This window comes from Nitrosomonas oligotropha (genome assembly GCF_900106555.1).
GTDB lineage: Bacteria > Pseudomonadota > Gammaproteobacteria > Burkholderiales > Nitrosomonadaceae > Nitrosomonas > Nitrosomonas oligotropha_A.
Genome location: NZ_FNOE01000010.1, coordinates 83,885 through 105,028, shown reverse-complemented (window position 1 = coordinate 105,028; position 21,144 = coordinate 83,885). Strand labels below are relative to the sequence as shown.

The window sequence follows — 21,144 nt, the reverse complement described above, 5'->3', positions numbered from 1 at the left end:
TGTTTTCCTTTTTATTGGTTGATCTGCCCAGATCTTTACCAACAGGTTACACCGCTTTCTCCTCTACTGTCATACACCAGAAAAGATCATAGCTCGGAGTGCAGATAACACAGGTAAATGAGAAAGATTGGTGGAAAAGTATTATTTTGCATTTTAATAAAAAAGCAGGCAGGCTTTCCGAGATCGTCAAACCTTGGCTGATCGAAATCAATAAGCAACCGAGGCGAGTATCTTTTGCACATGGGGATCTGGGTTCGGAAAATGTATTTGAAGACTGTGCTGGGAATTTATATTTAATTGATTGGGAACGAGCACGATTTGACGCACCTTACCTAACTGATTACATTGGTATTTGGTTGGGGTCTTTTCATGAAGCCATCATAAATGCGGATGATAAGTGGTTTATTTCAGCTATGAAAGAGTTGTTGCAAGATAACTTAGATATATGGGATGTTATTCTTGCATTGCTTTATATTGCTTCGCTTAAATTTCGTTTGGCTGAAATAGTTATTGAAAGGTTAAGTGTTCAATCTTGCATTAATTTTAAAGATTAAGGATTATGAAAATTGTTCATATAGTAGAAGCATTATCAATAAAAGGCGGAGGTGGAGATTTGTCTGTTGCAGAATTAGCTGAGCAGCAGGCCAAGATTGGTCACAATGTATCGATTGTATATTTTAAGGATCTTAGGAAAGGTGATCAGGAACTTAATGTTCGAGGAGTTAGAAAGATTGGTATACCGCCTTCTCAAATACCTATCATGCGAAACCTTGGTTTTTTATACGGACTCACTGAATATTTTGAGAGGGAATTGAATTCGGTAGATATAGTACATATCCACGGTTTATGGCGCTGGTTACTTGTTGCAGCAGCAAGCTTTTGTTATAAAAATAATATTCCTTATATTTCACAGCCACACGGTTCACTTAGTCGAATACAATTAAAATTTAAATGGATACAGAAAAAAATTTGGTGGAGCTTGTTTGATCGTAAATTGGTTTTGAGAGCATCAAAAGTTCAGGCGGAAAGTGGTTTGGATTTTGTAGAGCTTACCGCTGCCGGTATCCCACGAAACAAAATTTATACTGCACCATGTGGCATCGATTTTGGTGCTATTGCAGAGGCAAAAAACATAATGCCGAATTGGGGGGTATCTTTGAAGGATAATGGTTTCATTTTATTTCTTGCACGTTTAGATGTGAATAAGGGATTGGATTTGTTGATAAAAGCTCTTGCACAAATCCCTGAAGAAATTCAGCTACCAAAGATAGTTATTTGCGGCCCAGATTATCATGGGACAGCTGATAAAATGAAAATGCTTGCACGAGAATATCAAATAGATAATAAATTAGTATGGACTGGAATTATCACAAAAGAAAAATGGTGGGCTTATAGGAATGCGGCTTTGTACATTCTACCTTCTAAGTCTGAGAATTTTGGAATTACTGTTCTAGAAGCAATGGCTAACCGTTGCCCAGTACTGACGACTACTGCAACGGCTTGGCAGGAAGCAGGAGAATTAAATTGTGCAATCGTCGTTCCACCCACTGTTGCTGGAATAAAAAAAGGACTCCTAGATTTCTTTAGAATCAGAGAAGATGAAAGGCTATCAATGACGACTCGCGCATATGAATATGTAATTTCTCGATTTGATCATGCAATTGTTACGCAGCGCATTCTCAAAGAATACGAAGAAATTCTTGCATTTAGTCATTCTTAGGGAGGCTCTGAAAAAGGTGGCGAACGATGGTCAGACAAGGTGAAATCAGGTGAAAAAGCACAGTTTACAAGGGGTAAATGAGTATTTTGAGCCTGATTTCAACGCAGCATAGCCGAGCGCAGTAGTTTTTCAGAGCTTCCTTAGAGATACAAAAAAGTGATTCGTTTCTGGATAAATTCTTTGGGTTAAGCGCTCTAGGGGCTGTTGACATTTAGAGATAAGTATTTCATAGAAAGAAACAAACTCGTAATATTGAGATTCCTATACCACCAACAAAACGAGTTTGTGATGCCCCGATTGATGCTCAATGATGAGTTCTGGTCGAAGCTGGAGAAGATTCTGCTTCAAGAAGCAATTTATAACAAGCGCAATCTGCGCATGACAGCAGAAGGCATGCTGTATCGAATGCGTGTAGGTTGCCCGTGGCGAGATCTGCTTGAGGCGTTCGGTTGCTGGAATTCCATCTATAAAAGATTCAACGCGTGGTCATTTAGCAGCAAATGGTTAAGGATTTTCAAGGCGTTGGCTATTGCCCAGATTGGAAGTGGGAATTTATTGATGGCAGCTATGCCAAGGCACACCAGCATAGTGCGGGAGCGGCAGGCCAACAATCGCAAGCCATAGGGAAAAGCCGTGCGGGCAATACCACAAAGATCAATTGGGCCGATGGTTATGGCTTGCCAGTTGAGTTTGAAATCACGTGCGGAGAAGACAATGACTGCTCCGCAGCACCTAATTTGATTGCCAGGCTGCCTGACGCGAAGGCGATTGTTGCGGACAAAGGGCTATGGCAGTGAGTGTATACGCGAGCAGATAACGAAGCAAGGAGCTCAGGTTGTAATACCGAGAAAGCGCAACTCGTTGGAGGGTAATGAGGATATGGATTAGAGCTTATATAGATACCGGCATTGGGTGGAGAATGCTTTTGCCCGGCCAAAACAGTATCGGGCAATTGCAATACGATACGACAAGCTGAAGAGAAATTTTGAGAGCATGGTAGCTATGGCGTGTGGATATCTGTGATTATCTTTGTGAAATGTCAACAGACCCTAGTACGAGTAAAAATAAAAGTATGAGAATCGTTGCAATAATTCTGACAAGAGATGAATCTATTCATATAGAAAGGTGTATTAGAAGTCTGCCTGAGGTGATCTCTGAAATACTGGTGGTTGATTGCGGGTCAAATGATGATACAGTCACTAAAGCAAGTAGACTTGGTGCTAAAGTTATATTCCATAAATGGACAAATTATGCATCCCAATTCAATTGGGCTTTGACTCAGCTTAATGACGATACCGATTGGGTACTTCGCATTGATGCCGATGAGTATCTGACTCTAACGCTCGCAAATGAGATAAAAACTTATTTTTGTAAATTAGAGTGTAATGATGTGAATGGTATTTTTTTTAGTCGACGTATGACTTTTCAAGGTCAATTAATTCGCTATGGTGGTATTTTTCCTGTGCGCGTTTTAAGATTGTTTCGTTTCGGATGTGGTGAATGTGAGAACCGCTGGATGGATGAACACATCAAAGTGATCGGACCTACGATCGAATTCAATGGTGAATTAATCGACGACAATCTTAATTCATTGACATGGTGGGTTGATAAGCATAATAAGTACGCTAGTAGAGAAGCAGTGGATCTTCTCAATTTGGAATACGGTTTTATGCCGCATGATTCGGTGGCTAACTTACGTGGTGGCTCCCAAGCTGGTATGAAGCGCTGGTTAAAGGAAGTTGTGTACTTTCGTTTGCCAGGTGGGTTTAGAGCACTGGTTTATTTCTTCTATCGCTATTTTGTCAGGTGTGGTTTTCTTGATGGTACTGTTGGTTCAACATTTCATTTTTTGCAAGGCTTTTGGTATCGTTATTTGGTAGATGCCAAAGTAGCAGAAGTGCGGCGATATATAAAAAAAAATGGATGTGGTATACAAGAAGCTATTGTGAAAGTATTAAATATTAAAGTCTGATTATAACTCTTGGGGTTTTTCTTGAAACCGGTTATTTCTATTGTTACTGCTGTTTTTAATCGTGCCGATACCATTGAACAAGCGCTTCATAGTGTTCACACTCAAACATGGCGTTATATTGAGCATGTGGTTATAGACGGTGGTTCTACCGATGGAACAGTACAAATTTTAAATGGGTGGCGTGAAATGATCTCGGTTTTAATTAGCGAACCGGATGATGGTATCTATGATGCGCTGAATAAGGGATTTTCTCGTTCCACGGGGGATATTATTGGACTAATGCATTCAGATGATTTTTATGCGAATGAACAAGTGCTTGAGCGCGTAGCCAAGGCCTTTGCTGATCCTACTGTGGATGCTGTATATGGTGATTTGGACTACGTGGTTAAAGACGAACCCTCTCGGATTATTCGAAAATGGCGCTCAGGTATCTATAAACGTAGCAAGTTGGCTTGGGGGTGGATGCCGCCTCACCCCACATTGTATTTACGTCGTCGTGTGATTGATGAATGGGGTGTTTTTGATACCCATTTTCGTATCGCCGCTGATTACGATGCTATATTGCGATATCTGGCACTGGGGAAGATCCGATTGGCCTATATCCCTGAAGTGTTAGTGAAGATGCGCGTAGGGGGCGAGAGCAACCGGTCTTTATCACGAATTTTGCTCAAGAGTCGGGAAGATTTGTACGCTTTGAAAAAGAATGGTGTGGGCGGTATCGGTGCCTTAGTCTGGAAGAATTTAAGCAAAATTAGACAATTTTTTTGATAAAGGCTTCGAGTAGTGCGTAGTCATATTTTTTGGATTAAGTAATGACAAAAATTTATGTGGCTGGACATAGCGGTATGGTGGGATCCGCCATTGTCCGGCTTTTGCAAAAGAGAAAACAAAAGGGTGAGCCGATCGAATTATTAACCCGCACACATGCGGAACTCGATTTAACCGAACAATCGGCTGTCCGGGATTTTTTCTCAGAAGCAAAGCCGGATGTGGTGATCCTGGCTGCGGCAAAAGCTGGCGGGATACATGCTAACAATACTTATCCGGCTGATTTTATCTATCTGAATTTGATGATGGAATGCAATGTTGTACACCAGGCATGGATGGCCGGCGTGAAGCGCCTGCTGTTTTTGGGCAGCTCTTGTATTTATCCTAAATTCGCACCGCAACCGATGCCGGAAGATTCTTTGTTAACCGGAACATTGGAACCGACCAATGAGCCGTATGGAATCGCTAAGATTGCCGGTATCAAATTGTGCGAAAGCTACAACCGGCAGTATGGTGCATCTCATGGCATAGACTACCGGAGTGTGATGCCAACCAATCTATATGGACCAAATGACAATTTCCACCCTGAAAACAGTCATGTAATACCAGCACTGATACGGCGTTTTCACGAAGCCGTGACGACCGGTGCGAAAGAAGTGGTGATATGGGGAAGCGGTAAACCTTACCGCGAATTTCTTCACGTTGATGATATGGCTGAAGCATCACTTTTTGTTCTTGATTTGCCGAAACAAACTTACGAAGCCAATACTCAACCGATGCTGTCTCACATTAATGTTGGAACAGGCCAGGAGGTATCGATTGCACAACTGGCTGAATCGATTGCGCAGGTAGCCGGTTTTGCAGGGAAAATTGTGTTTGATCCCAGTAAACCGGATGGCACGCCGAGAAAATTAATGGATGTATCAAGACTAAAGCAAATGGGATGGTCGGCAAGAATTGGTCTTAAAGATGGCCTGGAAGATGCCTACCGTTGGTATCAACAAGCAAATTCAGTGCGATCAGCGTGAATTAGCGTTGACTAAAGTAGTTTCGACCTAATCTGGCGGTTATCCGATTTGATAATATGCCTGTTTAGATCAAGTTTAGTTAGTATCCCATCGAAAGCAGCGAGATATTAACTGCGTTACCCATTTAAATCTATTGATTTTCAAAATCTTACGACCCCGGGGGGGTTACGCTTGAGTCCGCAATTTTGATGGTTTGATATTTTTTAGAAGTTTGTCATTGAGCGGCATTCTGCAAAAAGGCTTTTACTGGAAAAGAACTGTATAATATTACTTGTGCATTAATTCTGTGTACACAGATATGCACACAGAATTAATGGTAATTGGTGAAATTTCTTGAAACAACTTGGAGTCTAAAAAATTAATAACTCCATAATAATATGATAGATGCTGAGTTTACTGTACACGAATGTTCGTTTGATTATCCAGTGATTTTCATAACCGCATAAAAATGCGCATATTACTCAGTAACGATGATGGATATTTTGCTCCCGGTCTTGCTTGCCTTGCTGAATCACTCTCACAAATTGCAGAAATCATAGTCGTTGCACCCGAGAGAGATCGAAGCGGTTCCAGTAATTCTTTGACACTGGATCGCCCATTAAGTCTGCGTAAATCCCATAGCGGTTTCTATTATGTCAATGGCACACCGACTGACTGTGTCCATTTGGCAGTCACCGGCATGCTCGACATTATGCCGGACATGATTGTTTCCGGAATTAACAAGGGCGCTAACATGGGGGACGATACGATTTATTCGGGTACTGTTGCTGCGGCTACAGAAGGTTTTTTGCTGGGGATTCCTTCATTGGCTGTATCCCTGGTCGATGCGTCCAGAGGGAATTATTTGGCCGCCGCACGTGTTGCGGTTGATATGGTGGAACGTTTCAAAAAAAATGAAATTCAGAGTCCCGTTTTGTTGAATATTAATGTGCCGGATATCGAATATCAGCAACTGCAAGGAATCGAAGTGACCCGCTTGGGGCGGCGGCACAAAGCGGAACCCGTCATTAAATCGCAAAATCCTCGTGGTGAAACCGTATATTGGGTGGGCGCGGCCGGTCCGGCGCAAGACGCTGGGAAAGGAACGGATTTTTATGCTGTTCAGCATCATCGGGTTTCGGTAACGCCGTTACAGATAGATCTCACCCGTTATGATCAGTTGGATCTGATAACAAGCTGGCTTAATAATTAGGCGCTTGTTATGTCGAGAGAGTTGAAATTTTATAGGTACTGATTGGTGAATGTTCGTCATTCTGGAATAGGTATGACCTCGCAGCGTACACGCATGCGCATGATTGAACGTTTGCGTGCACAAGGAATCGCGGATGAGGTGGTTTTATCCGTGATGGGTAACATTCCTCGTCATATTTTTGTTGAAGAAGCCTTGGCAAGCCGGGCTTATGAAGATGTTGCTTTACCTATAAATTACGGACAAACGATATCCAGTCCTTGGATTGTGGCGCGCATGAGCGAACTCTTACGCGCCAATTCAAGTTTAGGCAAGGTGCTGGAAATTGGTACCGGCTGTGGTTATCAGACTGCCGTGCTGGCACATATCGCGCAAAAGGTTTTTTCGATAGAACGGATCGGACCGCTGCTGACACGTACTCGTATCCGGCTGCAAGAGTTGCAGATCCGGAATATCTATTTAAAACATGCGGATGGTTTGCTTGGGCTTGCCGAAGCGGGGCCTTTTGATGGTATTATCATGACGGCAGTGACGACGCACGTGCCACTTTCGTTATTGGAACAACTGGAAGTCGGCGGCAGGATGGTTTTCCCGAAGGGGACCCAAAAGCAGTATTTGTGCATTATTGAGCGGAATGTGCAAGGTTTTACCGAGACGGTATTGGAAGAGGTGAATTTTGTACCTTTACTGGCAGGAGTCATAAAAAAATAGCGGCGCGAGGTATAAAATGGCAAATCATGCAACGATCAAACTGATCAACACTATTGATATCTGCAAGTATATGGTTACGATATTTTCTTTACCGAAGCGGTCAAAGTTACCCATTAGCGATTTTTATTTGTTGTGCGGCGCCAGTCTTCTGTTGATTGGGTGTAGTACGACACAGCCTCCTGTGCAAGTAGTCGATCGCGCAAAAAGCGATGCGGTACAACCTGTAAAGCCAGTCGAATCGAACAATGCGGATAATCAAGTCTATACGGTGCAGAAAGGGGATACGTTATACGGAATAGCGCTTAATCATGGCGTGGATTTCAAGAAATTGACGGAATGGAATAATATTACCGATCCAAATTCGATCAAACCGGGGCAAAAAATTTATTTGTCGATACCGGCAAAAAGCTCGCAACCGGCATTATTCGCCTTACCGCAGCAACCGGAAACGGTAACACTCGAACCGGCGCAGAATCCAGTTGACCGGGTTGTTCCTATTCCTCCCGAAGGCAATCCAGCAGTCAGTAGCGGCAAGGTAAAAAACAGTCCTAAAGCGCTAAAACTTCCTTTCTCAGAGCAGAATGTGGCGCGATTACAATATCCGGCCAATAACCCTACGCCCGCAGTACCCCCTGCATCCGCTGTAGCAGAAAAAAATACCAAAATTGAAGTCGCTCCTCAGCCTGAATCATCAATATCCGATAAAGCGGCCAGTTCGGTTGCCGATTGGATCTGGCCGACAACAGGAAAATTATTGTCATCTTTTTCCAAGAATTCCAAAGGGGTAAAAATATCCGGCCAGGCAGGGCAGCCAGTTCTTGCTTCTGCGGCGGGCGAAGTGGTTTATAGCGGTCATGGCTTGCGCGGCTATGGAAACCTGATCATCATCAAACATGACAATACATTTCTGAGCGCTTATGCGCACAACAGTAAGCTGCTGGTCAAAGAAGGTGAGGCCGTGGTGAAAGGGCAGAAGATCGCGGAAATGGGTAATACCGATACGGACACGATCCAGCTGCATTTTGAAATCCGTAAACATGGAAAACCAGTTGATCCGTTACAATATTTACCTAATCAATCGTAATAGCCGGTAGTAAACCAGTTCGATAGAATAAAAAAAGTGCATAACTCTAAAGGGTTATGCACTTTTTTATTTTCGCTGTTTTTTTATTCAGCAACAGAATGCCGCAGGTGTTTCAACGCCTCGGCAGTATGTTTGGTCGCTTCTTCCGCATGATCTTGTTTCGCATGCGCAATCGCTTCTTCTAGATGCTTAATCGATTCGGTTATGTGTTGATGTGCCTCAGCAGACTCTTTTTCGGCGGCTTTTGCATGGGTGAGACTTTCTTGCGCGTGATCCAGCAATGCTTTGCTATGTCCGGCTTTGCCGTGAATCTGCGCATCCTCCGCGTGTTTTATCGCTTCCGTTGTATGTTGGTGTGCGTCCGCTGCAATGGCTTGTGAGCTGAAGTAAAACAAAGCGCCGATTACAGTAATCGCTAAGGTTTGCTTGAGTTTCATATTACTACCCTCCGTGCTGGTTAAGAAATGATTGCTAGTGTTCAATAGTGTTCATGTTTGCACAAACGGGACTAAGGATTGATCAGGCTATTGAGTGTTTTATAATCGACCCATCCTTGCTCAAGGGTCACACCGCCCATGTGCGTGAATGGCTGGGATGGTTCGCCCAGATCGGACAGAATAGACACCGCGCCGCCGAAATTTTGTGAACGGGTATAACCGCTGACGGTAATGAGAGTGGAAAGATTTGCCGCGCGTGCCGATTTCAAGCCGTTTTCCGAATCTTCAATGGCGATGCATTGTGGCGCGATTAGTTTGAGCTGATCCAGCACCCAGTGGTAAATATCCGGCGCTGGTTTTTTCAACGGCACAATGTCGCCGGCACCGATCACATCAAACCAGCCGATCGATTCTTCACCTAGTGTCGATTTAAGCAGCGCGGTGACATTTTCCATCGTCGTCGTGGTTGCGATCGCAAGCTTTACTTTTTCCCGGCGCAACTCGTGAATCAACCGGGCGACACCAGGACGTAACGGGATGTTGCCGGTTTCCATTAACGACTCAAAATGCTTGGTTTTGGTTTTGTGCAAACTGGCGATCCATTCGGTCAGATTACTTTTATCGAGCTCGGCGGGCATGTATCTTTCCAGGAAATAGCGAATTCGCTCCTTGCCACCGGTAATTTGCAGTAACTCACCATAAAGATCGATATCCCAATTCCAGTCGAGATGGAATTGTTTAAAGGCGGCATTGAAAGCCAGGCGATGACCATCCTGCTCCGTGTCGGCAAGCGTGCCGTCAACATCAAATAGTACAGCTTGTAATTTATTATTTGTATTCATTGTATTAGTCGTAGTAAATGTTGAATCAGTGATAGCTGGCGCGTTGCAAACGATCCGTGACGGCTAACCATCCCGGATGATCTGGCGGCGCCTCAACGAGCAGATAATCAAATGCTGCCCGGTCAAACTGCCGTAATCTGGCATACAGTTGCTGGCCATACGCGACAGGATCGGACGGCATGGCGAATTGTTCGATGGATTGACTCAGGGCGGGCCATGATTGAGCGTTATGCGACCAGGTTATGACCAGTATGCGCAAATCTTGTTCCGCCAGAGCTACTGCGCGCTGCCATAGTTGTTCCGCAGGGTAAATTCTCAATGGCGTTGCCGGCGCATAGTGTGCGGGTAAAGATCCAGAAGTACGGATGGTTTGCTGGCCATTATGCGGCAGCAGAACCGGACCTTCCAGCACCGTCTCAAGGGCGGATAGCGCAATTCCTCCCGGTCTGAGTAATTGCGGTAAGTCATCGTGAAAACTAATGATGGTGCTTTCCAGACCGACGGCACACGCACCGCCATCCAGAATCATATCGACTTCCGGACCTAATTCTTGCTGTACGTGCGCGGCTGTAGTAGGACTGATGCGCCCGAACCGATTGGCTGATGGCGCCGCCAATGCCTTTTCCGGACCTAATGCCTGCAGCAAAGCCAACGCGATGGGATGCGCCGGCATACGCAATCCTACAGTATCTTGTCCCCCCGTTACGCAATCGGGTATGCGCCGGTTGCGCTGCAGGATCACTGTCAAAGGCCCGGGCCAGAAGTGCTGTGCCAGCTTCCAGGCGGATTCCGGAATCGCTTGCGCCCAATGATGCAATTGGGCGATGGCGCCAATATGGACAATCAGTGGATGATCCGCAGGGCGTTGTTTTATCCGGTATATCTTGTGAATAGCGGAAGGATTGGTGACATCGGCACCCAGGCCGTAGACAGTCTCAGTTGGAAACGCAACCGTTCCGCCCGCACATAATATCTGCGCAGCGGCACTAATCTGCTGTTGTTGCTCCGTGGTCAGCCCGGACTGTGGTGTGGATAGCGTTGGTTCCATTGTTGTAACTTTCGATTCTCAATTTAAGGCAAACGCTCATGCCATGGAGCGGTGAAATGAATCACGGTGTATTGTCATGCCAGTCATACCCCAGTATGCCTTGCATCATCCGCACGATATGAAAGCTTAGCCAATTCACGATGTAGTTGCGCCATGAAAAGATACTTTTGCTGGCCGGCGTCACAGGGATCGATTGCTGTGCAATAGCCGTTTTTAAACTGGTTCTTAAGGTAGCGGCAAATTCGTGATCTTCAATAACGACATTGGCCTCGCGCGCGAGCAGCAAACTAAATGGATCAATATTGGAAGAGCCGACTGTGGCCCAATGCTGATCGATGACTGCTACTTTTGCGTGTAAATAACTCCGATTATATTCATAAATTTTAATTCCCGCCCCCAAGAGATTTTCGTACAGGGCTTGGGTTGCATGATATTGCAAGCGGTATTCGATTTTACCTTGCAGCAAAAGTTCGACATGCACACCGCGCCGCGCGGCATTTTTTAGCGCGTTGCTGAATTTTCTTCCCGGCAGAAAATAGGCGTTGGCAATAATAATTTCGCTATGCGCCTGATTAATAGCGTCCAAATAAGCGTGCTCGATATCGTGACGATGCCGCCAATTATCGCGTATCAGCAATGCGGCTTTTTGCTTTCCGCATGGCTCCCCCGATGGTTTGATCGCGGCGGGATGGACCCAGCGCTTCTTAAAATGCGCCCAAGCGACGATCAGCCATAAATGCCGCGCAGCTTTATGGATTTGCATCAGTAACGGGCCGCGGATAATGACGGCATAGTCGAAACGCGGGGTCAGATTTTCCGGGTTATGCTCGTCGTCGATGATATTGATTCCGCCGATAAAAGCAGTTTGTGCATCAATGATCGCTAGTTTGCGGTGCATGCGGCGCAACCGGTAGCGGCGCGGTTTTGAGAAAATATATTCCGGCCGGAATATAAGCACTTTCATGCCCGCTTGCAGCATCCGCTGTATTTCTTCCCGGGGGAAATCCTGTGAACCGAAGCCATCGAGCAGCAGAAATACCGCCACACCACGCTGAGCCGCGCGTTTTAAAGCATCGGTGATTTTTTGGCCAATTGCATCGTATTCAAAAATATATGTTTCGAGGTGGATTTCAGTGTGTGCTTTGTCGATTGCGGCTTCTAGTTCCGGAAAATACTCCGCGCCATTGTGCAATAAAGTGACTTGATTATTCTCAGCAAAGTGAAAATTTCTCATGGAGAAAACAAAGGCTGTACCGGTGTGATCGGCGTGAACGCACGATCAATCAGCCGATGGAAATCTTCCGGAATGTTGCAACACATGGTGGGCGGATTTCCAGACATGGATTGATGCGAAGCGATTACGAGATGCTCAGCATTCTATCCAGCGCCACTTTTGCCAGTTTGGCCTCATGTTCAGGTACTTTGATCTGATTGACCACATTGCCATTAACCAGATTTTCCAGTGCCCAAGCCAGATGCTGGGGATCGATCCGCGCCATGGTCGAACACATACACACCATCGGCGACATGAATTGGACAATTTTGTCCTGTGATTTGAATTCCTCGGCGATCCGGCTGACCAGATTCAATTCCGTGCCAACCAGCCAGCGTGTGCCGCTTTTCGCGGCTGCGATGGTTTTTATGATGTATTCCGTTGAACCGACATAGTCCGATGCTTTGCAGACTTCAATGCTGCATTCCGGGTGCGAGATAACAATGCCATCGGGGTGTTGATTGCGGAAACGGATAATATGCTGCGGCTGAAACATTTGATGCACCGAGCAATGGCCTTTCCACAACAGAATTTTGGCTTTCTTGATTTGTTCGGGTGTCAATCCTCCCATTGGTTCGTCAAAATTCCATACCACCATTTCATCCAGCGGAATGCCTAATTGATGACCGCTCCAGCGGCCCAGATGCTGGTCAGGAAAAAACAGCACTTTTTCGCGTCGTTTGAACGACCATTCCAAAACTTTACCGGCATTGCTGGAGGTGCAGACGATGCCTTCGTGTTCCCCGCAGAACGCTTTCAGGTCGGCGGCGGAATTGATGTAGGTTACGGGGGTGATCACTTCCTCAGGATTCAGTATTTCCGCAAGCTCACGCCAAGCGCGTTCGACGTTGGCGAGATTGGCCATGTCAGCCATGGAACAGCCGGCCGCCATGTCGGGCAGAATAGCGATTTGCGCCGGACTGGAAAGCATATCCGCAACTTCCGCCATGAAGTGCACACCGCAGAACACCAAATAATCCGCATCCGTCTGCGCGGCAAGATGGGAAAGCTTTAAGGAGTCACCTGTCAAGTCTGCGTGCCGGTATACATCGGCGCGTTGATAGTGATGAGCCAGAATGACGGCGCGCTTTCCCAACGCTTTTTTGGCGCTGATGATACGTTGTGCGCATATTTCATCCTGCAGTTGATCATACTGTTCAAATTCAAAGGCTTCTTGATGCATTGCGATCTTATTCTTCCCAATTTGTTGATTGAATGATGAACATTACTCTACTTTAAGATATAGATTCAAGCTGAAATTTAAAGGACTGCGGTGAAAATCTATTCACAAAATGAGAATTAGTGTTCTGTTATAATTCATGAAAGTGGAAATTTTAATCGGCAGTGGTCGTCCGATTCCAAATTGCCGCGGTTAAAGAAACGAATAAAATTTCCAGATGAGCACTCGCCTACATATCAGATCTCCTTTGATTCTCATAGTTTTGTTGATCTTTTTGACCTTCTGGCTGGATCGTCTGACCCGGCCGCTGGAACAAATTAAGGATGATTATTTGTATCGCAATCCGGATTATATTGCGGAGAATTTATCCGGCATCCGGATAGAATACGAACATGCGGTTCAGCGTAAATTCACCGCGCAAAAATTATTTCATTATCTTGATGATAAGGTTACGGAATTGGAGCATGTCAATTTCACCAATATCGAGCCGGAAAAACCGTTGATACGTTTGTTTGCGGATCGGGCGGTCATAATCAGTAAAGGTAAGGATATTTATTTAACCGGAGATGTGACGGCCGTCAGAGGGGCGGATGATGATAAAAGCAAGATTACTTTAGCGACTAATTTCTTGCATCTTATTCCGGATGAAAGCTTGATTAAGTCAGATCAGGCCGTAGCCATTTCCAGATTCAAGACCACGGTTAATGCGAATGGACTGGAGTTCAATAACCGCACCGGGATAATACAGCTCCTATCCAATGTAAAGGCTGTTAATACAAAGTAATTGAATAAAATATGAAGATACTGTTCGTTATTGGTTTTGCTAGTTTATTTTTTATCCAACCGGCTGCGGCTGAGCGGGCCGATCGTGAAAAACCGATCCATCTGGAAGCGGATCATGCCACGGTGGAGGACGTGAATCGTAAGGAAGGCAGCCGGATTAGCACATTCACCGGGAATGTCGTACTGACGCAAGGAACGATGCGGATACTGGCTAATAAAGTGGTGATGAAAGAGGATATGCAAGGATTCCGGCATGCCACCGCAACGGGAGACTTGGTGAGTTTCCGGCAGAAGCGCGATCGTATGAATGAATACGTTGAAGGATGGAGCGAACGGGCGGAATACGATAGTAAAGCGGATAAAATTGAATTGTTCCGGCAAGCGCGGCTGAAGCGCGGTTCCGATGAAGTGCAGGGCGACTATATTTCCTATGACATGAACACTGAGTTTTTCAAGGTTGTCGGCAGCAAAGAGCGCGGCGTTGAAAGCGGTCCCGATAAACGGGTGCGCATCACCATTCAGCCTAAAAACAAACCCGAAGAATGAATCACCGATTAAAGAGTGGAATAAATCTCATAAAATGAGTGAGTTAAAGGCGAATAGTTTAAAAAAACGCTATAAATCACGCACGGTTGTGCAGGATGTTTCTTTTTCACTGAGCAGCGGTGAGGTTATTGGCTTACTGGGACCCAATGGCGCCGGTAAGACGACCTGCTTTTACATGATTGTCGGCTTGGTGCCGCTGGATGGCGGCGGAATTTATCTGAATGATCAGGATTTAGGTCAGATGGCGATTCACCAGCGCGCAAAACTCGGATTAAGTTACCTGCCGCAAGAAGCCTCCATTTTCCGGCGTTTGACCGTTGAAGAGAATATTCTGGCGATACTGGAGTTGCAGCCTTTTGACGAAGACACGAAACAGCGGTATTTAGATGACTTATTACACGATTTGCACATCAGTCATTTGCGCGATAATGCCGCAATCAGTCTGTCCGGAGGTGAACGCCGCCGTGTTGAAATAGCGCGTGCATTGGCGTCCCAACCGCGGTTTATTCTGTTGGATGAACCGTTTGCCGGCGTTGATCCGATTGCTGTCATCGATATTCAGAAAGTGATTTCCTTTCTAAAAGAAAGGGGGATTGGTGTTCTCATTACCGATCATAATGTGCGCGAGACTTTAGGAATTTGTGACAGGGCTTATATCATCAGCGAAGGCCATGTGCTGGCCCAAGGTAAACCTGAAGAGATCATCAATAATGAAAAAGTTAGAGAAGTCTATTTGGGGGAACACTTCCGGCTATAGCGTTCCGGGCGGACTGCAACTGAATCGATTGGCGATTATTGTTTTTTCAGGATTATGAAGCAGACACTCCAATTAAAGGTATCGCAGCAACTCAGATTGACTCCCCAATTGCAGCAATCTATCCGGTTGTTGCAGTTATCCACCGTTGAGCTGAATCAAGAAATTGAAAGAATGGTGCAAGAGAATCCATTGCTGGAATTGGGGGAAGAGTGGGGTGCCCCGCCAGCGGTTGTCTCATCCGATAACCCGGAAACCGCTTCCGAATCAGCAGATTCTGACGCTATCTCAGCAGAAGCGGAATCGACTGAAGTTAAAGCGGAGCGCGAAGAAGATTTTGAGCATGATCCAGAATGGCAGCAGGACAATATTGTCTCTTATGGTGCTCCTGAAGATGATGATCTGGATGGACCGCAGATACCTGACAAGCCGTTAAGCTTGCGGGAACACTTGAATTTTCAAACCTGTCTGAGTCAGATTTCCGAGCGTGAAAAAATAATCATCGGCCTGCTGATCGACAGTCTGGACGATGATGGCTATCTGTTACAGGACTTAAACGAGTTGATGACTCTGCTGCCCGTGGAATTGAACATCGGTCCCGATGATTTGCAGAGTGCGCTGCAACGATTGCAGCATTTTGATCCTGCGGGCGTGGGGGCGCGCAATTTGCAGGAATGTTTGTTATTGCAGCTACAGGCGATGCCAAGTAATGCCGGTCACCGTGACCAAGCGATCAAGGTGGTGCGAGATTATTTGGAAATTCTGGCTTCTCATGATTTCGGTCAAATAAAAAAGCTGTTGGCCTGTGATGATGAAAGCCTTCGTGCGGTCAACAAACTAATTACTAGTTTGAATCCTAAGCCGGGTGCTCAATTTGGTTCTCATAGCGAACGCTACATTGTGCCCGATATTACGGTGACGAAAAGAGGCAGTGTATGGGTTGCGCATCTTAATGCGAATGCGATTCCGCGCCTCAATATAAACCATCTCTATGCTAACATACTCAAACAGGAGCATCATTCCGCGCGTCAATTAGTCAGTCAGCTGAATGAAGCCAAATGGTTAATAAAAAATATACAACAACGCTTCAATACCATTCTGAAAGTAGCCAATGCCATCGTGGAGCGGCAGCAGCAATTTTTTGAACACGGTGCAATTGCGATGCGACCGCTGGTGCTGCGCGAGATTGCGGAAACTTTGGATCTGCATGAGTCCACAGTATCACGGGTAACGACACAAAAATTTATGTATACTCCGCGAGGTATTTTTGAGCTCAAATATTTTTTTGGCAGCCATGTCGCCACGGATTCAGGCGGCTCTTGTTCAGCCACGGCGATTCGTGCGTTGATCAAACAATTTGTACAGGATGAAAATCCAAGGAAGCCGCTGAGCGATAATAAAATTTCAAGTATTCTTGAGCAACAGGGTATTGTTGTTGCGCGTCGAACCATTGCGAAGTACCGGGAATCGCTACAGATTCCCGCGGCAAATCTTCGCAAGTCCATTTAATCAAATTAGAGGAAGGATATGAACCTTAAACTTACCGGTAACCATGTAGAGATTACTGATGCCATGCGTGATTATGTCACTTCAAAAATCAGTAAAATTAAACGCCATTTTGATCATGTCATTGATGTCAGCGTCATTCTCTCGGTTGAGAAGCTTAAGCAAAAGGCTGAAGCTAATGTTCATATACGCGGTAAAGATATTTTTGTCGAAGCCGACAGCGAAGACATGTACGCATCGATTGATAGTCTGGTAGACAAACTGGACCGGCAAATCCTCAAACACAAGGAAAAAAATCTTGAACGGCGCAATCATGGCGCGTTGAAAGATCAAGAGCTTGAACAATAATAGGATGCCGCGTTCATGCGGTTTCAGCATGAATCGCGGCATTATCATCTAGAAGAAAGTATTCCATTCTCCATGAATCAAATTTCGCAATTGCTGCCATTGACGAATGTCATTGTCGATCTTGATGTCAGCAGCAAAAAACGTGTTTTTGAACAAGCCGGATTGTTATTTGAAAATACGAATCAAATTGCACGTAGCCAGGTTTTCGATAGCCTGTTTGCGCGTGAAAAACTCGGTTCAACCGGATTAGGGCAGGGTGTTGCTATCCCGCATGGCCGGATCAAGGGATTGCGCGAAGCGATCGCTGCGCTGGTGACCATGAAGGAGGCGATACCGTTTGATGCGCCTGACGGTCAACCGGTTAATATTGCCTGCATTCTGCTGGTTCCGGAAAAAGCCACTGACAAGCATTTGCAGATTCTAAGCGAGCTTGCGCAGATGTTCAGTGATAAGCAGTTTCGTGAAAGCATCCTGAAATGCAAGGACGCTGCGGAGATCCATAAGCTCATTACCGACTGGGAACCCAATGTCGCGAATTAGTATTGCACAGCTTTTCGAGGATAAAAAAGACAAACTCAAGCTGACCTGGATCACGGGTCAGGCCGGTGCCGCTATCGAGCTCAGCGATGAGGAAATCGCGCAATCGGGACAGGGTATGATCGGTCATTTGAATTTCATTCATCCAGATTGGATTCAAGTCATCAGCAGTGATGAAATTCATTATTTGAACAAGCTGGAAGCCGCTTCGCTGGAGAAAAAGATCAACCAGCTCACGCAGATTAATCTGGCTTGCATCATTGTCGCGGATAACGCTGAAGTGCCGCCACCGATCTTTAATATGGCGAGTGCAAACAATATTCCGTTGCTGCATTCACCTTATCCCGGCTTGGAAGTGATCTGGCTGATCCGTACCTATCTGAGCACTGCGCTGGCGCCATCGTGCAGCTTGCATGGCGTGCTTTTGGATGTGCTCGGCATGGGGGTGATGATAACTGGCGAAAGCGGGGTCGGTAAAAGTGAATTAGCGCTGGAATTGATCAGCCGCGGTCATGGCTTGGTTGCGGATGATGTAGTGGAATTAAGGCGTATCGCACCGGAAACATTGGAAGGTCTCTGTCCGCCGATGCTTCGGGATTATCTGGAAGTGCGCGGTCTAGGCATGCTGAACATCCGCACCATTTTCGGCGAAACGGCAGTGCGGCGCCGCAAAAATATGAAATTGATTGTGCATTTGCAAAATGGCGGCGGATCCAGCTCAGGTCAGTTGGAGCGCCTGCCGATCAGCGATCTGACCGAGAACATTATGAGTGTCGATATCCGCAAGGTTGTTATTCCCGTCGCGGCCGGGCGTAATCTGGCCGTTCTGGTGGAAGCGGCGGTACGGAATTATGTATTGCAATTGCGTGGCATTGATGGCACGAAGGAATTCATTGAACGCCACGAACGTGAGATGAATAACGAATTAGCCGATAAGAATTAATTCCGGCGCGGATTAATTCTTGCGCATTTATTTTTCTCAGCCTTTCCGGGAGTGATCTCCAAGTCAGCACGGATGTTATGAACAATCCTCAAACAATTACCTTGGCGTTGACGGGCGCATCGGGCATGCCGTACGGTATTCGTTTGCTGGAAATGCTGTTGCGGGAAGGTAAACAAGTCTACCTGTTGTATTCAAAAGTAGCGCAGATTGTTGCGCAACAGGAAATGAATCTGGCGCTGCCCTCCAGCGCCAAGGAAACGGAAGCGTTCTTTAACCGCCGGTATCAGGTGCCGGATGGACAGTTGCGGGTGTTCGGACGCGAGGAATGGTTTGCGCCGGTTGCTTCCGGTTCTAACCCGGCCGATGCGATGGTGATCTGCCCATGTACCATGGGTACCATGGCTGCGGTGGCTGCCGGTTTGAGTCAGAATTTGATTGAGCGCGCAGCCGACGTCATGTTAAAGGAACACCGGCCGCTCATTATCGTCCCAAGAGAAACGCCGTTTTCTGTCATTCATCTGGAAAATATGCTCAAACTGGCGCGAAGCGGTGCAGTCATTCTTCCAGCCAATCCCGGTTTTTATCATCATCCGCAAGCGGTGCAGGATCTGGTGGATTTCGTCGCGGCTCGCATTCTGGATCACTTGGGTGTCAAGCATGATCTGATTGCGCGCTGGGGAGCGGAATAACTGACGTCGCTCGTTTTATTCCTTGGTTGTTACTGAGGCGTATCTTGCAGTATCGAAGCAGGCATTAGCTGATGGTCCTTAGTACGAAAAATTCCAGCTTCGGTTACCACATAGTGCATCGAAATATCATGTGCTTGCGGATAAATACTATCAAGCCGTTGCAGCTCAAAAGCCACGCCGATGGTCAGCGGCTGGCGTTCGTAAGTAGCCAAGGTGCGGTCAAAGTAACCGCTGCCGTAACCTAACCGGTAGCCGTGTTGATCAAAACCGACCATCGGTATAATCAAAGCATCCAATCGGACAATCGGAGTTTCCAGCGGGACTGGAATACCGTAAGCGCCGCTTTTCATCGGTGTATCCGGCGACCATTCTCGGAAACAAAGCGGTTCGTTTTTGCTGGTTATTTCCGGCAAAGCAAGGATGGCACCCTGTTGCAAAAAATACTGGGCGATCGAGCGCGGATCGTATTCACCGCGAAATGGCCAATAAATCCCGATGATCATTTTCTGCGGTTGCTGCAAACCTTGCTTGAGGAAGCCGGTAATGGCCTGGCTCCATTGTTGATGGATTTCTGCAGGGATGGCTTCGCGGGCTGCGATTAAATGCTTGCGTTGCTGTTTCTTCCATTCCGGTAAATTGTCCATGAGTCTTAATTTAAACGCTGTGAATGGCGTTGTCAGATAAAAAATTTTGTTTTAACAGTTTTCTGACCGGTGCCGGAATACCTTGTTCAAGCGCATCAGCCGGATTGATCCAGATTGATTCCGGTGTTGTAATCCCGGAGTCTGGCACAACCTGCAGCAAGCGCGGATGAATGCGCAGCTTGAAATGTGTAAATTGATGATCCAGAACCGGTAACTCAAGCGGCGAATGAGCCTTGATGCCAAGCTGATGCTGGCAATAATGAATCGCATCGATACCGGTTTCGATTTCCGGAGGGCACCACAATGCTCCCCAGATACCCGAAGAAGCTCTTTTCTGCAAAAGCAATTTCTGCTGCCACATCAGCAATAAAAATACGGTTTCTTTTTGTGGCAGCGCCTTACGGGGTTTAGCGGACGGCAATTGATCCACACGTTGTTGCTGGAATGCAGCGCACTGTGACTGCAGCGGGCAGACTTCACAGCGCGGAGTTTTGCGTATGCAAACGGTGGCGCCCAGGTCCATGAGCGCCTGAGTATAGGTTTCAATCGCACCGTCGCTGTAGTCAACGGGCAGTGATTCTTCCGCCTTTTCCCACAGCAGGCTCTGAACCTTGGTTTCTCCCGGGTAACCGCTAATGCCGAAATAACGCGTCAAGATTCGCTTAACGTTGCCGTCCAGGATCGCTTCGCGCTGGCCAAAAGAAAAGACGGCAATAGCGGCGGCGGTGGATCGCCCGATTCCTGGCAGTTGCTGAATAATTTCCCGGGTCGTGGGAAATTGGCCTTGATGATCTTGCATAATCCTTTGAGCCGTCCGGTGCAGATTGCGCGCGCGGGAATAATAGCCGAGGCCGCTCCACAAAGCCAATATCGCATCGAGTGGCGCTTGTGCCAGACTTGCTACGGTCGGGAATGTCTGCATAAACCGGGTGTAATAAGGAATGACCGTATTGACTTGCGTTTGCTGCAACATAATTTCAGATAGCCAAATCGCATAGGGATCGCGATTTCGTTGCCAAGGTAAATGGTGACGGCCATGGTCGGAATGCCAATGGATAAGCCGGGATGCTATAAACGACATGAAAGCTCAAATGCGCCGGAGCAGGTGACCTGGAAAAACTGTCATGATTGCTATATTGCGA

The 21,144-nt window shown here is 46.4% G+C and carries 23 protein-coding genes and 1 pseudogene; 17 read left to right on the top strand and 7 right to left on the bottom strand.

Going from position 1 to position 21,144, the window contains the following annotated elements; all coding sequences use genetic code 11:
* Positions 1-98: 98 nt before the first annotated feature.
* From BLU57_RS07570 to BLU57_RS07530, 9 genes and pseudogenes are all read left to right on the top strand, one after another.
* A complete protein-coding gene (locus tag BLU57_RS07570; protein WP_090318652.1) occupies positions 99-554 on the top strand; it encodes a hypothetical protein in 456 nt (151 codons plus the stop codon).
* Between the two features lie 5 nt (positions 555-559).
* A complete protein-coding gene (locus BLU57_RS07565) occupies positions 560-1,720 on the top strand; it encodes a glycosyltransferase (RefSeq protein ID WP_090318649.1) in 1,161 nt (386 codons plus the stop codon).
* Between the two features lie 288 nt (positions 1,721-2,008).
* Positions 2,009-2,743, top strand: a pseudogene (locus BLU57_RS07560) (IS5 family transposase).
* A gap of 13 nt (positions 2,744-2,756) precedes the next feature.
* Positions 2,757-3,692, top strand: coding sequence for a glycosyltransferase family 2 protein (locus BLU57_RS07555; RefSeq protein ID WP_218131646.1), 936 nt, complete (start codon positions 2,757-2,759; stop codon positions 3,690-3,692).
* 21 nt (positions 3,693-3,713) lie between these two features.
* Complete coding sequence (locus tag BLU57_RS07550) at positions 3,714-4,460, top strand: glycosyltransferase family 2 protein (protein WP_218131645.1); 747 nt, start codon at positions 3,714-3,716, stop codon at positions 4,458-4,460.
* 44 nt (positions 4,461-4,504) lie between these two features.
* Positions 4,505-5,488: a GDP-L-fucose synthase gene (gene fcl, locus BLU57_RS07545; protein WP_090318646.1), complete on the top strand. Its 984-nt coding sequence runs from the start codon at positions 4,505-4,507 to the stop codon at positions 5,486-5,488.
* Positions 5,489-5,936: 448 nt separating this feature from the next.
* Positions 5,937-6,680, top strand: coding sequence for a 5'/3'-nucleotidase SurE (surE, locus tag BLU57_RS07540; RefSeq protein ID WP_090318641.1), 744 nt, complete (start codon positions 5,937-5,939; stop codon positions 6,678-6,680).
* Between the two features lie 45 nt (positions 6,681-6,725).
* Positions 6,726-7,388, top strand: coding sequence for a protein-L-isoaspartate(D-aspartate) O-methyltransferase (locus tag BLU57_RS07535; protein ID WP_090318638.1), 663 nt, complete (start codon positions 6,726-6,728; stop codon positions 7,386-7,388).
* A 16-nt stretch (positions 7,389-7,404) separates the two neighbouring features.
* Positions 7,405-8,472 (top strand): peptidoglycan DD-metalloendopeptidase family protein, encoded by a 1,068-nt coding sequence (locus BLU57_RS07530; RefSeq protein WP_090318636.1) that lies wholly within the window; start codon positions 7,405-7,407, stop codon positions 8,470-8,472.
* Positions 8,473-8,555: 83 nt separating this feature from the next.
* On the opposite strand, the gene smbP is transcribed toward BLU57_RS07530, so the two are convergent.
* From smbP to nadA, 5 genes are all read right to left on the bottom strand, one after another.
* A complete protein-coding gene (smbP, locus tag BLU57_RS07525) occupies positions 8,556-8,909 on the bottom strand; it encodes a small metal-binding protein SmbP (protein ID WP_090318633.1) in 354 nt (117 codons plus the stop codon).
* Between the two features lie 71 nt (positions 8,910-8,980).
* Positions 8,981-9,751, bottom strand: a complete 771-nt coding sequence (locus BLU57_RS07520; protein WP_090318629.1) for an HAD family hydrolase — start codon at positions 9,749-9,751, stop codon at positions 8,981-8,983.
* Between the two features lie 25 nt (positions 9,752-9,776).
* Positions 9,777-10,799, bottom strand: coding sequence for an L-threonylcarbamoyladenylate synthase (locus BLU57_RS07515; protein ID WP_090318627.1), 1,023 nt, complete (start codon positions 10,797-10,799; stop codon positions 9,777-9,779).
* Between the two features lie 61 nt (positions 10,800-10,860).
* A complete protein-coding gene (gene clsB, locus BLU57_RS07510; protein WP_090318624.1) occupies positions 10,861-12,033 on the bottom strand; it encodes a cardiolipin synthase ClsB in 1,173 nt (390 codons plus the stop codon).
* A 124-nt stretch (positions 12,034-12,157) separates the two neighbouring features.
* Entirely contained in the window at positions 12,158-13,255 is a 1,098-nt protein-coding gene (nadA, locus tag BLU57_RS07505) for a quinolinate synthase NadA (RefSeq protein ID WP_090318621.1), read from the bottom strand.
* A 244-nt stretch (positions 13,256-13,499) separates the two neighbouring features.
* Here nadA and lptC point away from each other — a divergent pair, with 244 nt between their 5' ends.
* From lptC to BLU57_RS07465, 8 genes are all read left to right on the top strand, one after another.
* Positions 13,500-14,036, top strand: coding sequence for an LPS export ABC transporter periplasmic protein LptC (lptC, locus tag BLU57_RS07500; protein ID WP_256206178.1), 537 nt, complete (start codon positions 13,500-13,502; stop codon positions 14,034-14,036).
* A gap of 11 nt (positions 14,037-14,047) precedes the next feature.
* Complete coding sequence (lptA, locus tag BLU57_RS07495) at positions 14,048-14,581, top strand: lipopolysaccharide transport periplasmic protein LptA (RefSeq protein WP_090318616.1); 534 nt, start codon at positions 14,048-14,050, stop codon at positions 14,579-14,581.
* Positions 14,582-14,615: 34 nt separating this feature from the next.
* Positions 14,616-15,338: an LPS export ABC transporter ATP-binding protein gene (lptB, locus tag BLU57_RS07490; RefSeq protein ID WP_090318613.1), complete on the top strand. Its 723-nt coding sequence runs from the start codon at positions 14,616-14,618 to the stop codon at positions 15,336-15,338.
* 54 nt (positions 15,339-15,392) lie between these two features.
* On the top strand, positions 15,393-16,844 hold the full coding sequence (locus tag BLU57_RS07485) for an RNA polymerase factor sigma-54 (RefSeq protein ID WP_090318610.1): 1,452 nt from the start codon (positions 15,393-15,395) through the stop codon (positions 16,842-16,844).
* 18 nt (positions 16,845-16,862) lie between these two features.
* Positions 16,863-17,189, top strand: a complete 327-nt coding sequence (gene hpf / locus BLU57_RS07480) for a ribosome hibernation-promoting factor, HPF/YfiA family (RefSeq protein WP_090318606.1) — start codon at positions 16,863-16,865, stop codon at positions 17,187-17,189.
* A gap of 72 nt (positions 17,190-17,261) precedes the next feature.
* Positions 17,262-17,729, top strand: a complete 468-nt coding sequence (locus tag BLU57_RS07475; protein WP_090318670.1) for a PTS sugar transporter subunit IIA — start codon at positions 17,262-17,264, stop codon at positions 17,727-17,729.
* Positions 17,716-18,669, top strand: coding sequence for an HPr(Ser) kinase/phosphatase (hprK, locus tag BLU57_RS07470; RefSeq protein ID WP_090318603.1), 954 nt, complete (start codon positions 17,716-17,718; stop codon positions 18,667-18,669). The genes BLU57_RS07475 and hprK overlap by 14 nt, the downstream gene beginning before the upstream one ends.
* Positions 18,670-18,746: 77 nt before the next feature.
* Entirely contained in the window at positions 18,747-19,358 is a 612-nt protein-coding gene (locus tag BLU57_RS07465; RefSeq protein WP_090318601.1) for a flavin prenyltransferase UbiX, read from the top strand.
* 29 nt (positions 19,359-19,387) lie between these two features.
* Here the strand turns inward: BLU57_RS07465 and BLU57_RS07460 are convergent, their stop codons facing one another.
* Both BLU57_RS07460 and mutY read right to left on the bottom strand, forming a co-directional pair.
* Positions 19,388-20,002: a 5-formyltetrahydrofolate cyclo-ligase gene (locus BLU57_RS07460; protein WP_090318598.1), complete on the bottom strand. Its 615-nt coding sequence runs from the start codon at positions 20,000-20,002 to the stop codon at positions 19,388-19,390.
* A 10-nt stretch (positions 20,003-20,012) separates the two neighbouring features.
* Positions 20,013-21,083 carry an A/G-specific adenine glycosylase gene (gene mutY / locus BLU57_RS07455; protein ID WP_090318595.1) on the bottom strand — a complete coding sequence of 357 codons (1,071 nt, stop codon included), beginning with the start codon at positions 21,081-21,083 and terminating at the stop codon, positions 20,013-20,015.
* Between the last annotated feature and the right edge of the window lie 61 nt (positions 21,084-21,144).